Origin of the sequence: Kitasatospora sp. NPDC088779 (assembly GCF_040685395.1) — a bacterium.
Taxonomy (GTDB): domain Bacteria; phylum Actinomycetota; class Actinomycetes; order Streptomycetales; family Streptomycetaceae; genus Kitasatospora.
In genome coordinates this window covers 173,249-186,148 of record NZ_JBFBHW010000016.1, presented here as the reverse complement: position 1 = coordinate 186,148, position 12,900 = coordinate 173,249, and the positions used below count along the sequence as shown (strand labels likewise).

Annotated in this window: 12 protein-coding genes, 1 tRNA gene and 1 pseudogene; 7 read left to right on the top strand and 7 right to left on the bottom strand. The window is 72.2% G+C overall.

Annotation, left to right across the window (positions count from 1 at the left end):
- Positions 1-129, bottom strand: a pseudogene (locus AB0P03_RS18115) (ABC transporter ATP-binding protein); the annotation flags it as partial.
- Between the two features lie 393 nt (positions 130-522).
- On the opposite strand from AB0P03_RS18115, the gene AB0P03_RS18110 reads away from it, so the two are divergent.
- The 3 genes from AB0P03_RS18110 (at position 523) to AB0P03_RS18100 (ending at position 2,065) form a co-directional block, all read left to right on the top strand.
- Positions 523-604 (top strand) — tRNA-Leu (locus AB0P03_RS18110).
- A gap of 139 nt (positions 605-743) precedes the next feature.
- Positions 744-1,616, top strand: coding sequence for a Bax inhibitor-1/YccA family protein (locus AB0P03_RS18105; RefSeq protein WP_363589740.1), 873 nt, complete (start codon positions 744-746; stop codon positions 1,614-1,616).
- An 80-nt stretch (positions 1,617-1,696) separates the two neighbouring features.
- Positions 1,697-2,065 (top strand): hypothetical protein, encoded by a 369-nt coding sequence (locus AB0P03_RS18100; protein ID WP_363629614.1) that lies wholly within the window; start codon positions 1,697-1,699, stop codon positions 2,063-2,065.
- Positions 2,066-2,158: 93 nt separating this feature from the next.
- Here the strand turns inward: AB0P03_RS18100 and AB0P03_RS18095 are convergent, their stop codons facing one another.
- The 3 genes from AB0P03_RS18095 to AB0P03_RS18085 all read right to left on the bottom strand — a co-directional run bounded on the left by AB0P03_RS18095 (position 2,159) and on the right by AB0P03_RS18085 (position 5,798).
- Complete coding sequence (locus tag AB0P03_RS18095; RefSeq protein ID WP_363629612.1) at positions 2,159-3,142, bottom strand: hypothetical protein; 984 nt, start codon at positions 3,140-3,142, stop codon at positions 2,159-2,161.
- Between the two features lie 290 nt (positions 3,143-3,432).
- Positions 3,433-4,653 carry an acetyl-CoA C-acetyltransferase gene (locus AB0P03_RS18090; protein WP_063348024.1) on the bottom strand — a complete coding sequence of 407 codons (1,221 nt, stop codon included), beginning with the start codon at positions 4,651-4,653 and terminating at the stop codon, positions 3,433-3,435.
- Between the two features lie 62 nt (positions 4,654-4,715).
- Positions 4,716-5,798, bottom strand: coding sequence for an SGNH/GDSL hydrolase family protein (locus AB0P03_RS18085; RefSeq protein ID WP_363585475.1), 1,083 nt, complete (start codon positions 5,796-5,798; stop codon positions 4,716-4,718).
- A 256-nt stretch (positions 5,799-6,054) separates the two neighbouring features.
- Between AB0P03_RS18085 and AB0P03_RS18080 the strand changes: the two genes are divergently transcribed.
- The 3 genes from AB0P03_RS18080 (at position 6,055) to AB0P03_RS18070 (ending at position 9,788) form a co-directional block, all read left to right on the top strand.
- Positions 6,055-7,455 (top strand): cystathionine beta-synthase, encoded by a 1,401-nt coding sequence (locus tag AB0P03_RS18080; protein ID WP_363585474.1) that lies wholly within the window; start codon positions 6,055-6,057, stop codon positions 7,453-7,455.
- A 509-nt stretch (positions 7,456-7,964) separates the two neighbouring features.
- The gene (locus AB0P03_RS18075) at positions 7,965-8,300 is read left to right on the top strand and encodes a hypothetical protein (protein ID WP_063348021.1); all 336 of its coding nucleotides are present in this window, start codon (positions 7,965-7,967) and stop codon (positions 8,298-8,300) included.
- A 192-nt stretch (positions 8,301-8,492) separates the two neighbouring features.
- The gene (locus AB0P03_RS18070; RefSeq protein WP_363621315.1) at positions 8,493-9,788 is read left to right on the top strand and encodes an Ig-like domain-containing protein; all 1,296 of its coding nucleotides are present in this window, start codon (positions 8,493-8,495) and stop codon (positions 9,786-9,788) included.
- Between the two features lie 27 nt (positions 9,789-9,815).
- On the opposite strand, the gene AB0P03_RS18065 is transcribed toward AB0P03_RS18070, so the two are convergent.
- Positions 9,816-10,178, bottom strand: coding sequence for a cupin domain-containing protein (locus AB0P03_RS18065; RefSeq protein WP_350880013.1), 363 nt, complete (start codon positions 10,176-10,178; stop codon positions 9,816-9,818).
- Positions 10,179-10,316: 138 nt separating this feature from the next.
- Positions 10,317-10,982, bottom strand: a complete 666-nt coding sequence (gene msrA, locus AB0P03_RS18060) for a peptide-methionine (S)-S-oxide reductase MsrA (protein WP_363629610.1) — start codon at positions 10,980-10,982, stop codon at positions 10,317-10,319.
- A gap of 171 nt (positions 10,983-11,153) precedes the next feature.
- Here msrA and AB0P03_RS18055 point away from each other — a divergent pair, with 171 nt between their 5' ends.
- Positions 11,154-12,308, top strand: a complete 1,155-nt coding sequence (locus AB0P03_RS18055; RefSeq protein WP_063348017.1) for a cystathionine gamma-synthase — start codon at positions 11,154-11,156, stop codon at positions 12,306-12,308.
- A 172-nt stretch (positions 12,309-12,480) separates the two neighbouring features.
- Here AB0P03_RS18055 and AB0P03_RS18050 read toward each other — a convergent pair.
- Positions 12,481-12,900 (bottom strand): prealbumin-like fold domain-containing protein (locus AB0P03_RS18050; protein WP_363629608.1); only part of this gene is annotated, 420 nt, incomplete at its 5' end.

The window sequence follows — 12,900 nt, the reverse complement described above, 5'->3', positions numbered from 1 at the left end:
CGGGAAGTCGACGCTGACGTTGTCGAGGGCCACGACGCGGGTCTCCCCGTCCCCGTAGACCTTGTTGAGGCCGGTGGCGCGGGCGGCCGCCAGGCCGGTCCGGACGGCGGTTGCGGTCGACGTGGTCACGGGGGTGCTCCTTGGTGGTCGCGGGCTGCGGGAGACGCGCTGGGCGCCTGGACGGCCGGGCCGCCAGGGGCGCCCGGCCGTACCTCCATGCTCCGCCGTGTGATCACGAGTTCTCGTCGCTCCGCCGGACGGTTGGCCTGACCACCGCTGGGCGTACGGCCAGGTGACGCCCTCCTCCTGGGGTATGACGCCGACCCTGAGCGCTGGGCGGTGGCCGGAACTCGTACACTTCGTGGCCGAATTGCGGACTGTTCGTCAGATCGCAAGGAAACATGACAACTTCCCTGGCTGGGAACATGCGAAAGGGCGAGGCGGGCGACTAGGCTCTGGGGTGGCCCGCACCGGGGGTGGAGCGCTTCTTCTCCGGCCGATGGAGGGGTCCGTCCTCAGGACGCCCGGATGGTGGAACGCAGACACGGGCAGCTTAAAACTGCTTGGCCGCGAGGCCGTGCCGGTTCGAGTCCGGCTCCGGGCACCGCTCGACTCGCGGGGGCGCCGACGGCGTCCCCGCCGGGAGTCGTTCAGTGATCCTCCTCGCGGCGTATCCCGATATTTTTGCCAAGCCATTACCCTGGTGGCTGGGCGGTGCAGTGCCGCCACGGAGGGAATGTGCAATGAGAAGCAGCAACCCGGTCTTCTCGCGGGAGGGGTCCTTCACCCGCGAGCCCGGCTACGCGGGGTTCGGTACCACCACGCAGGCCGGGGGCCAGTACGGCAACAACCCCTACGCGGGGACCCCTTACGCCCAGCAGCCGCAGGCGCAGGGCCCGCTGACCGACGAGCAGCTGTACGAGATGTACAACGGGCCGTCGGCCGGCCCCGCCGCCACCGGGCGGATGACGCTCGACGACGTGGTCGCGCGCACGGCCATGACGCTGCTGACCCTGGTCGCCGCCGGCGCGGTGGCCTGGTTCGTGCTGCCGTTCGAGAACTTCGGCTTCGCGATCGGCGCCAGCCTGGTGGCCATGGTCGTCGGCCTGGTGGTCTCCTTCAAGCGCAGCGTCAGCCCGCCGCTGATCCTGACCTACGCGGCTCTTGAGGGCTTCGCGCTCGGCGCGGTCACGCACGCGCTCAACACCGTCATCAACGGCATCGCGATCCAGGCGGTGCTGGGCACGGCGGCGGTCTTCGCGGCGATGCTGTTCGCCTACAAGAGCGGCCGGATCCGGGTCACCGCGCGCTACACCCGGATCGGCATCGCGATTGCCATGGGCTTCGTGCTGCTGATGCTGGTCAACATGATCGCGATGGCGTTCGGCGCCGACATGGGGCTGCGTTCAGGCCCGCTGGGCATCGTGGTCGGCCTGATCGGCATCGCCCTCGGCGCCTTCTTCCTGTCGCTGGACTTCGCGGCGATCGAAGAGGGCATCGCCCAGGGCGCGCCGCAGAAGGAGGCCTGGCGGGCCGCCTTCGGGCTCACCCTGTCGCTGGTCTGGATCTACGTCGAGATGCTGCGCCTGATCGCGATCCTGCGCGGCGACGACTAATCGCGTTCCCGCCGTACCACTGCCGCCGGGCCCCCGGAGCGAAACGCTCCGGGGGCCCGGCGGCGTTTAGGCTCCCTGTCATGCATGACGTACAGCTCCTGGTCGAAGCCGTCGACTCCTTGGCGGATCGTTTCCGCTCGCTGCCGCAGAGCAAACTGCTGGGCGCCGTGCCCGGGTACGAGTCCCGGGCGGGGGCCGCGCTGGCGTTGGCCCGGCGGCTGGCGGCCCTGGCGCTGGCGGCGGAGGGCGGGCCGGAGCGGGAGTTCCCGGACGCCGGGGCCTTCGCGGCGGGGGACCAACTGGCCGTCGCCGGGCACGACCTGGCGGCCGCGCTGGCGGCGCTGCCGGAGGGCGACGCGGTCGCCCTGCCGGGCGGGCCGGTGGCGGCCGCGGAGGTGCTGGCCGGGGCGCTGGCCGCGGTGCGCGAGACGGCGGCGCTCTGCGGATAGACGTCCGGACACGCCGAAGGCCGGCCGGGTCGGTAACCCCTTGACCCGGCCGGCCTTCGGCGTGCTGTGGTGTGCCGCGCTGCTGGGGCGGCGTCAGATGCTGGCGACCACCCGGTCGGCGAGGACGTAGACGGCCTCCTCGTCGGTGGAGAAGGTCAGCGAGTACGAGCCGGAGAAGCGCGAGCCGCCGAGCAGCCGGACGTGCTCACCGGCACGGACCGCGTCGATCAGCCGGTAGGCGGCCTCCCGGTCGCCCGGGGCCACGCAGAGCGTGGTGCCGTCGGCGAAGGCGTACACGTCCAGGGTGCCCAGCGGGCCCGGGCGGACGTCGATCAGGGCGACGGCCTCGTCGGCGAGGGTGGCCAGCCGGGTGTCGGTCCACTCGCGGGACGGCGCCTGGCTGGGCACGAAGTCGGGGTGGGAGGGGTGGCGGCGCGGGTCGGGCGCGGCGACCGGGGCGTCCTCGACGGCCTGGTCGGCGTCCAGCAGCCCGGCCTCCAGGCCGGTGGCCAGCAGGTCGGCCTCGCGGCGGGCGCGGGCGTCCCCGGTGGGTTCGGCGGTGCCGGCGGAGGAGGTGCCGGCGGAGGAGGTGCCGGTGGAGAAGGTGCCGGCGCCCTGGCCGGGGAACAGCGACGAGCCGCCCTCGGGTCCGGGCTCGGCGGGACCCTCGTTGATCAGGTCCTCCAGCGCGGAGCGCAGCGCCTCGCCGAACTCCGGGTCCATGGTGCCGGCGTTGTCGACGGCGTCCTGCGGGCCGGTGGGGCGGGGGAAGAACAGCGGCCACTCGTCGGTGCTGGCGAACGGGCCGGTGTACGGGGAGTCGAACAGTGGCGCGTCCTCGGCCGCGCGGGCCTCCTGCTCGGCCCAGAACGCCCGGGCCTCGGTGATCTCCCGCTCGCGGTCGGCGGCGAGTGCCTCGGTGACGGCCTGGCGTATCGCGGCCTGGTCCACCGGGGCGGGGGCGGCCTGGGCCGTGGCCCGCGCGTCCAGCCGGCGGGAGAGTCCCCGGAGGTGGAGCAGCACGGCGGTCGACACGGTGATCAGGATCAGCAGCAGGATGGTGTAGACGGCGCTCACGGAACGTACTCCTAGCGAGGAGCGGAACGGGGTTACGTGTCCACACTGCCGCATCCGGGGCTGTTGCCGCAGTGGCGAATGTCTAATTTGTGGGGGACTTTCGCTCTTGTCCCCAAATTGTTAGGTAACACCGTTCTACGCAGTGGAGTTGATCCGCTCCGCAGTGTCGATTTCCGAGCTGAAAACGAGCGAAAAGAGGGCCGGATCGACCTCGCGATGTGATCCGGCCCTCAATTACTCACGGTCACTCCAAATGGGTGGTCCAGACCCTTTCGGGGCGGCCCGGCGGGTCAGCTGAGCCGCTCGATCACCATCGCCATGCCCTGGCCGCCGCCGACGCACATGGTCTCCAGGCCGAACTGCTTGTCGTGCCACTGCAGGGAGTTGATCAGGGTGGTGGTGATCCGGGCGCCGGTCATGCCGAACGGGTGGCCGACGGCGATCGCGCCGCCGTTGACGTTCAGCTTGTCCAGGTCGATGCCGAGATCCCGGTAGGACGGGATCACCTGGGCGGCGAAGGCCTCGTTGATCTCGACCAGGTCGATGTCGTCGATGGTCAGGCCGGCCCGCCGCAGCGCCTGCCGGGAGGCCTCGACCGGGCCGTAGCCCATGATCTCGGGGGAGAGCGCGCTGACGCCGGTGGAGACCACCCGGGCGAGCGGGGTGATGCCCAGCTCCCGGGCCTTGGTGTCGGACATGATGACCAGCGCGGCGGCGCCGTCGTTCAGCGGGCAGCAGTTACCGGCGGTCACGGTGCCGTCCGGCCGGAACACCGGCTTCAGGCCGGAGACGCCCTCCAGTGTGACGCCGGCGCGCGGGCCGTCGTCCTTGCTCACCACGGTGCCGTCCGGGAGCGTCACCGGGGTGATCTCGCGCTCCCAGAAGCCGGCCTTGATGGCGGCCTCGGCGAGGTTCTGCGAGCGGACGCCGAACTCGTCCTGCTCGGCGCGGGTGATCCCCTTGAGCGCGGCCAGGTTCTCGGCGGTCTGGCCCATCGCGATGTAGGCGTCCGGCAGCAGGCCGTCCTCGCGCGGGTCGTGCCACTCCCCGCCGCCCTCCTCGGCGCGCTTGGCGGTACGGGCCTGGGCCTCGTCGAAGACCGGGTTCGTGGTGCCCGGCATGCCGTCCGAGGTCCCGTTCACGCTGCGCGAGACGGTCTCCACGCCGGCCGAGAGGAAGACGTCGCCCTCGCCGGCCCTGATCGCGTGCAGTGCCATCCGCGTGGTCTGCAGCGAGGACGAGCAGTAGCGGGTGATGGTGGCACCGGGCAGGTAGTCCATGCCCATCTGGACGGCCACGATGCGGGCCAGGTTGTGGCCCTGCTCGCCGCCGGGCAGGCCGCAGCCGAGCATCAGGTCGTCAATCTCGCGCGGGTCGAGCTGCGGGACCTTGGCCAGGGCGGCCTGGATGACGTGGGCGGTCAGGTCGTCGGGGCGGACGTCCTTGAGCGAGCCCTTGAAGGCCCGGCCGATCGGCGAACGGGTGGCGCTGACGATGACGGCTTCGGGCATGGCGGGCTCCTCGCTGGGTGACGGCGGACTGGCGTCCGGGAGGAAAGTTACCGCCTGGTAGATCAGGCGTCACCCGTCCCGGCGTGTGAGCTGGCCGACGTGTCGCCGGCCTCTGGAACGGCTCCTTCCCCGGCCTCCTCGGGCGCCCACGAGCCGGGCAGCCCGACCCGCAGCCGGTGGCGAAGCAACGCCCAGCGGCGGCCGGCGCCCTCCGCCTCGACGGCCGCGACCTCGGTGCCCGAACGCCCGGCCGCGGCGGCGGCGGCCATCGCCACCGGCAGCACCGTCCCGCCCGGCACGGGTGCGGCCGGGCGCTCCTCCTCCGGCCAGAGGCCGAGCGCGGCGCACACCGAGGGCAGCACGGCCATCGCGGCCGTCGCGTAGCCCTGGGCGGACGGGTGGTAGCGGTCGGCGGCGAACATCTCCGGGCGCGCCGCGAACTCAGGGCCCAGCAGCGAGCCCAGCGAGACCGTCCGGCCGCCGGCCTCCACGACCGCGATGGTCTGCGCGGCCGCCAGCTGCCGGCTCAGCCGACGGGCCACCCAGCGCAGCGGCGGGTGCACCGGCTTGATCGTCCCGAGGTCCGGGCAGGTGCCGACCACCACCTCGCAGCCGTTCGCCCGCAGCGCCGCGACCGCCTCGCCGAGCTGGCGGACGGCCAGCTGGGCCGGGCTGTGCCGGGTCACGTCGTTGGCGCCGATCATGAGCACGGCGACGTCCGGGTGGTGCGGCAGCGCCTGCTCCAGCTGGCCCGAGAGGTGGGCGGAACGGCCGCCGGTGCGGGCCACGTTGACCAGCCGGACCGGGCGTTCGGCCACCGAGGCCAGGCCCGCGGCCAGCAGCGCGCCCGGGGTCTCCCGGGCCCGCAGCACACCGAGGCCGGCGCCGGTGGAGTCACCGAGGACGGCCAGCACCAGCGGCGGCTGCGTGGCGGCGGAGCTGTCGGCGAAGGCCTCGCCGTAGACGCCGTCGGCCTTGGGCGGATCGCCCTCCAGCACGCCGATGGCCTGGATCGCCAGCTTGCTCTCGGTGAGCAGCACGCCCACCAGGCCCACGCCCAGCAGGCCGAGCCCGCCGCCGCCGTACGCCGCCGCGGTGGCGATCCGGCGGGCCACCCGGGCCCGCGAGTCCTGTGCCCCTGGCATCCGATGCCCCCTTCGCGTCCTCGTGCCGCCCCCTCCGGGGCCATGGCGATGCCTGCACCCCCCTCCTACCCGCGCGGGGGCCGGGGCTACCTGCGGGGCTGGGCCATTGGGGGGAGGAGGGCGGGTGGGGGGCCGCCGCGCGGGGCCGGGGCGGGGTGAGGGACGGGTGGGGCGGAAGGGCGGGCTGGGGCGGGCGGCACGGCCTAGGCTTTGCAGTACCGAAAGCACTCGCATGCCCACAACCGGGAGGACCCCCGTGCGGTACCACAACTCGATCATCGACCTCGTCGGCAACACGCCGCTGGTCAAGCTGAACAAGGTCGCCGAGGGCATCAGCGCGACAGTGCTGGCGAAGGTCGAGTACTTCAACCCCGGCGGTTCGGTGAAGGACCGCATCGCGATGCGCATGATCGAGGCCGCCGAGGCCTCGGGCGCCCTGAAGCCGGGCGGCACCATCGTCGAGCCGACCTCCGGCAACACCGGTGTCGGCCTGGCGATCGTGGCCCAGCAGAAGGGCTACAAGTGCATCTTCGTCTGTCCGGACAAGGTGTCCACCGACAAGATCAACACCCTGCGCGCGTACGGCGCCGAGGTGGTCGTCTGTCCCACCGCCGTGGCCCCCGAGCACCCGGACTCGTACTACAACGTCTCCGACCGGCTCGTCCGGGAGACCCCGAACGCCTGGAAGCCGGACCAGTACTCCAACCCGGACAACCCGGCCTCGCACTACCACTCCACCGGTCCGGAGCTGTGGGAGCAGACCGAGGGCCGGATCACCCACTTCGTGGCGGGCGTCGGCACCGGCGGCACCATCTCCGGCACCGGTAACTACCTGAAGGAGGTCTCGGGCGGCAAGGTCAAGGTGATCGGCGCCGACCCGGAGGGCTCGGTCTACTCGGGCGGCACCGGCCGGCCGTACCTGGTCGAGGGCGTGGGTGAGGACTTCTGGCCGACCGCCTACGACCGTGACGTCGCCGACGGCATCGTCGCCGTCTCCGACAAGGACTCCTTCCAGATGACCCGCCGCCTGGCCAAGGAGGAGGGCCTGCTGGTCGGCGGCTCCTGCGGCATGGCCGTGGTGGCCGCGCTGGAGGTGGCCAAGGACCTGGGCCCGGACGACGTCGTGGTGGTGCTGCTGCCGGACGGCGGCCGCGGCTACCTGTCCAAGATCTTCAACGACGACTGGATGGCCGACTACGGCTTCCTGCCCTCGGCCACCGACGAGGCGCACATCGGCGAGGTGCTGGCCCGCAAGGACGCCATCGAGCACGAGGGCATCCCGCAGTTCGTCCACATGCACCCGAACGAGACGGTCGCCGAGGCGGTCCGGGTGCTGCGCGAGTACGGCGTCTCGCAGATGCCGGTGGTCTCCCCGGGTGCCGGCCACCCGGACATCATGGCCGGCGAGGTGATCGGCTCGGTGGCGGAGAAGCTGCTGCTGGAGGGCGTCTTCGCGAAGGAGATCGAGCTGACCGACACGTTGGACCGGGTGATGTCCAAGCCGCTGCCGGTCGTCGGTGCGGGCGAGACGGTCACCAACCTGATGACCGTGCTGGAGAAGGCCGACGCCGCGGTGGTGCTGGTGGAGGGCAAGCCGCAGGGCATCGTCACCCGCCAGGACCTGCTGGGCTTCCTCGCCGGCCGCGCCGCGCACTGATCCGTCGGCCCCGGCCCCGGCCCTGACCGGCCCCGCCGCCAGCCCCGATCCCGCCACCGGCCCCGGTCGGCGGGGCGGACGAGGGTTCGCCCACGCTTTGCCCGCGGTTCGCCCACGGGCGAAGTGGTACACCGGCGTCACCTGCCCGCAGCACGCGGTTAACAACGGTCCGGCATCGTGGTGGTCAACGGCAAGACGCCGAGCGAGACGACGGCAACCGTCCGGGAGCGGCTCCCCGGCGGACGCGGTCGGCTCCGGACACGTCGGGCGGTCCTGACCCGGCCCGCCGTGTCCGCCCTCCAGCCCGGCAACGGGGGAGAGGGGCCTCCGCGGGAGGCGCCGTCGTCCCGCCCCTGCCCGGCTGCGGCCGGTCGACAGGGTGCGGCGGCTCCCGCGGCACCTCGCGCCGCACGGCGCGTCTCCGCGGTTCCCGGGTGGGGGAACCGAGGCGGAGAACGGCAGGGCCGGTCCTTCTCCGAGGGACCGGCCCTTCCCGTACGCTCACACGCATGACCAGCACTGAAACCACCCAGGACGAGCCGCGCTACGTCCGGCTCAAGATCGAGCTCATCGCGGAGATCACCGACGAGGGCGCGCTCAAGGCGGCCGCCCTGAAGCAGGTGACCGAGGACGAGTACCTCGACGACGACGAGCGCGCCCAGTCCGTCGACGCCATCGAGGTGGACCCGTCGGGTTCGCTCGCCCACTTCATCGACCCGGTGGCGCTGCTCGGCGACGTGCCGGGTGTCGAGCTGGCCTCGGCGACCTGGGAGTCGGCGCAGACCGAGTTCGACCCCGAGAACGAGGGGTGGGACGAGTACGTGGTGGACGAGTCCGCCGAGTAGCGGCCTCGCCCCGCTGGCTCGTCACCGCTCGTGAACGCCCGGTCTGCCCCGCAGGCCGGGCGTTTTTTCCCTGTTCACCGGGAAGTTGGGTCATCTCATACGATCGCTTACCCTTCGGAGGTGGAACCGTGCACGGGCGGATTGCGTTTCTGTATCCGTAAATGCCCGGGATGATCAGCAGGGAGACGCGACGTGACGGCACGGGACGGTCAGGGGCGGGCAGGCGGAGGCAACTGGAGCCGGCGCGGAGTGCTCGCGGGCCTGATCGGGGCGCCGGTCCTGCTGCTCGCGGCCTGCAACGACACCAAGAGCGCCGATGCCAACGGCTCGGGCGGCTCGGGCGGCTCGGGCGGTTCCGGTGGAACCCCGGGCACCGGCAGCGGCTCCGGCGGGACCAGCAGCGCGCCGAAGACCTCGACCGCCGTCATCACCGTCACTCCTGCGGACGGTGCCGCCTCCGCCAGCTTCAGCGAGCCGGTCAAGGTCACCGTCAGCAACGGCACCCTGGGCACCGTCAAGGTCACCGACTCCACGGGCAAGGAACTGGCCGGCCAGCTCGCCTCCGACGGCGCCAGCTGGACCTCGGCCGCCGCCCCCGCCAGCGGCACCAAGTACACCGTGGCCGCCACCGCCCTCGACAAGGACAAGCTGGAGGCGGACGCCAACGCCACCTTCACCACGGCCACCCCGGCCAACACCTTCGTCGGCTACTTCACGCCCGAGGACGGCTCGGTCGTCGGCGTCGGCATGCCCGTCTCGATCACCTTCAGCAAGCCGATCACCGACCGCAAGGCCGTCCAGCAGGCGATCACCGTGATAGCCGAGCCGGGCGTCGAGATCGTCGGGTACTGGTTCTCCAGCACCCGCCTCGACTTCCGGCCGCAGGAGTACTGGGCCAAGGGCACCAAGGTCACCCTCAAGCTCCGGCTCAAGGACGTCGAGGGCGCCAAGGGCGTCTACGGCACCCAGTCCAAGGACGTCCGCTTCACCATCGGCCGTGCCCAGACCAGCGTCGCCGACCTCGGCGCCAAGAAGCTCACCGTCACCACCGACGGCCAGGTCAGCGCCGTCTACAAGATCTCCGGCGGGTCGCCCGAGCACCGCACCTGGGGCGGCAAGATGGTGATCTCCGAGCAGTTCCAGCAGACCCGGATGAACTCTCAGACCGTTAACCTCGGCAGCGAGTACGACATCGCGGACGTGCCGCACGCCCAGCGGCTCACCACCTCGGGCACCTTCATCCACGGCAACTACTGGTCCTCGTCGTCGATCTTCGGCGGCCAGAACACCAGCCACGGCTGCATCGGCCTCCAGGACGCCAAGGGCGCGCAGGACGGCAGCACGGACGGCTACAAGTTCTACAAGAGCTCCATGGTCGGCGACGTGGTCGAGGTCGTGAACTCCGGCGACAAGACCGTCGCGCCGGACAACGGCCTGAACGGCTGGAACCTCGGCTGGGCCGCCTGGAAGGCCGGCAGCGCGGTCTGACGCCGGGAGCCGCCGGGAGCCCGCCGGTCAGCGCTTGGCGTAGTCGGCGAAGCCCTGCCAGTCGACGATGACGCAGGGCTCGTCGCCGACGATCCAGGCGTCGTGCCCGGGCGGGCAGATCATCAGGTCGCCGGGGCCGAACTCGGTCTCCTGACCGTCGTCCATGACGATCCTCATCCGGCCCGAGACCACGTACCCCGTGTGGGCGGCCCGGCAGCTGTCGGTCCTGGCGATCGGCTTCACGTGCTTGGACCACTGCCAACCCGGGTGGAACACGGCCCGGCCCACCGGGCCGGCGTCCAGGTTGACCAGGCGCAGCTCCCCCGTGCCCTCCTCGAAGGGGCGGACCTCCTCGGGGGCGTCGAAGTTCATGCGGACGAGACCGGACATGGCGCACTCCTCTCCGCGCGGACGGCCCGGCCGCCCGCGCGGAGAGGAGGCAGGCCCGTCTGCTGGCCCTTCCAGTCTGCGCCCCGACCGGCGGGCGGTCACCTCGGGTGGCCAGCCCGCCGGAACGGTCACGGACGGTCAGCCCTGCGTGCGGGCCACGCCGATCGGGCAGGAGGCGCCGGTGCCGCCGAGGCCGCAGTAGCCGTTCGGATTCTTGGCGTCGGACAGGTACTGCTGGTGGTACGGCTCGGCCGGGTAGAACGGGCCCGCCGGGGCGATCTCGGTGGTGATCGGGCCGTAGCCGAGCGCCGTCAGGGCCAGCTGGAAGGCGTCCCGGCCGGCGGCCGCGGCGGCGGCCTGGGCGGGGGAGTGGGTGTAGACGGCGGAGCGGTACTGGGTGCCGACGTCGTTGCCCTGGCGGTTGCCCTGGGTCGGGTCGTGTGCCTCCCAGAAGGTCTTCAGCAGCCGCTCGTAGGAGATCACCGAGGGGTCGAACACCACCCGGACCGCCTCGGTGTGCCCGGTCAGCCCGCTGCACACCTCCTCGTACGTCGGGTGGGGGGTGTAGCCGCCCTGGTAGCCGACCAGCGTCGTCCAGACGCCGGGCAGGCGCCAGAACGTCCGCTCGGCGCCCCAGAAGCAGCCCAGCCCGAAGTCGGCCACCTCCAGGCCGTCCGGGTACGGCCCGGTGAGCGGGTGGCCGAGCACGGTGTGCGGCTCGCGCAGTGCGAAGCCCGGCGACTCCCGGCCGGGCAGCGCCTGGTCGGCGGGAACGAGCGAGGTCTTGTGGCGGTTGAACAGCACGGCCTGCTCCTGCGGGGTAGGGAGGGTTGCGCAGGATTCAACGCGGCGGGCCGCCCCCGGATTCCGGCGCCGCCCGGATTCCGCCGCAGCCCCGCTTCGCAGCCGGCCCGGTTCACGGCGGGCTGGGACGTTCCGGAGGGCGCCGGGCCGCACGGCCACTAGGCTCGACCCATGACCGAGCACCAGCTTCCCCAGGGCTTCGAGACCCTCGCCATCCACGCGGGTCAGGAAGCAGACCCCCAGACCGGGGCCGTCGTCACGCCGATCTACCAGGTGTCCACCTACAAGCAGGACGGGGTGGGCGGCCTGCGGGGCGGCTACGAGTACAGCCGCAGCGCCAACCCGACCCGCACCGCGCTGGAGGAGTGCCTCGCGGCGCTGGAGGGCGGCGCCCGAGGCCTGGCCTTCGCCTCCGGCCTGGCCGCCGAGGACACCCTGCTGCGCACCATCCTCAAGCCGGGCGACCACATCGTGATCCCCAACGACGCCTACGGCGGCACCTTCCGGCTGTTCGCCAAGGTGCTGACCCGCTGGGGCGTCGAGTTCTCCGTCGCCAACACCCAGGACCTGGCCACCGTCCGGGCCGCGCTGCGCCCCAACACCCGCGCGGTCTGGGTGGAGACCCCGTCCAACCCGCTGCTGGGCATCACCGACCTGGCCGCGCTCGCCGAGGTCGCGCACGGCGCCGGCGCGCTGCTGGTGGTCGACAACACCTTCGCCAGCCCGTACCTGCAGCAGCCGATCGCGCTCGGCGCGGACGCGGTCGTGCACTCCACCACCAAGTACATGGGCGGCCACTCGGACGTGGTCGGCGGTGCGCTGGTGCTGGCCGACGCGAGCCTGGGCGAGGAGGTGGCGTACCACCAGAACGCGATGGGCGCCGTCTCCGGGCCGTTCGACGCCTGGCTGGTGCTGCGCGGCATCAAGACGCTGGGTGTCCGGATGGACCGGCACAGCGCCAACGCGGAGAAGGTCGCCGAGCTGCTGGCGAGCCACCCGAAGGTCAGCCAGGTGCTGTACCCGGGCCTGCCCGAGCACCCCGGCCACGAGATCGCCGCCAAGCAGATGAAGGCCTTCGGCGGCATGGTCTCGTTCCGGGTCCAGGGCGGCGAGGAGGCGGCGGTCGAGGTCTGCAACCGTGCGCAGCTGTTCACCCTCGGCGAGTCGCTCGGCGGCGTGGAGTCGCTGATCGAGCACCCGGGCCGGATGACCCACGCCTCGGTGGCCGGTTCGGCGCTGGAGGTGCCCGCCGACCTGGTGCGCGTCTCGGTCGGCATCGAGTCGATCGACGACCTGCTCGCCGACCTCAAGCAGGCACTGGGCTAGGACGCGTTCAGAGGCCCGGATTCTGTTGTGGATCTTCGGCCTCGATGAGCCGGCTGGGGACCGCGGTGGTCACCTGACGCGCTGTCGGCGCACTCGGCCGGAGGAGCCCCTGCGGGCTCCTCCGGCCGGTCCATCGCGTCATGCCCTCACGCGCTCGCGCCGGAGCGGTCCTTCAGGAGCGCTTCCAGGACGTGGGCGACGCGGAAGCGCAGTCCTCGTTCGGACCGGACTCACCGCGCACCAGGTCCCAGAGGTTCCATCCGCCCCACAGGGTCCATGAGTCCGCTGAGGCCCATGAGTGCGGCGGGTGAGGAGGGCGCGGACACGGCTTCGGCGGGCACTTCTCGTCCTCGACCGTGATCGTCACACACGGGCAGTCCACGGTCAGTTCGACCGTGGTCACCGCGGTCTGGGGCAGTTCGTAGCCGGGGGGAGCGGCGGTTTCCTGCCAGTAGTAGGTGCCGAACGGAAGGTTGTCCGTGGAGCAGACGCCGTTCGCTCCGGTGGTGCAGGGGGAGCCGACGGGGGTGTCGGGGTTGGTTCCGGTGGTTTGGAGGCCGGGGGTGCCGTTGGTCTCGTGCCAGAGTTGGAA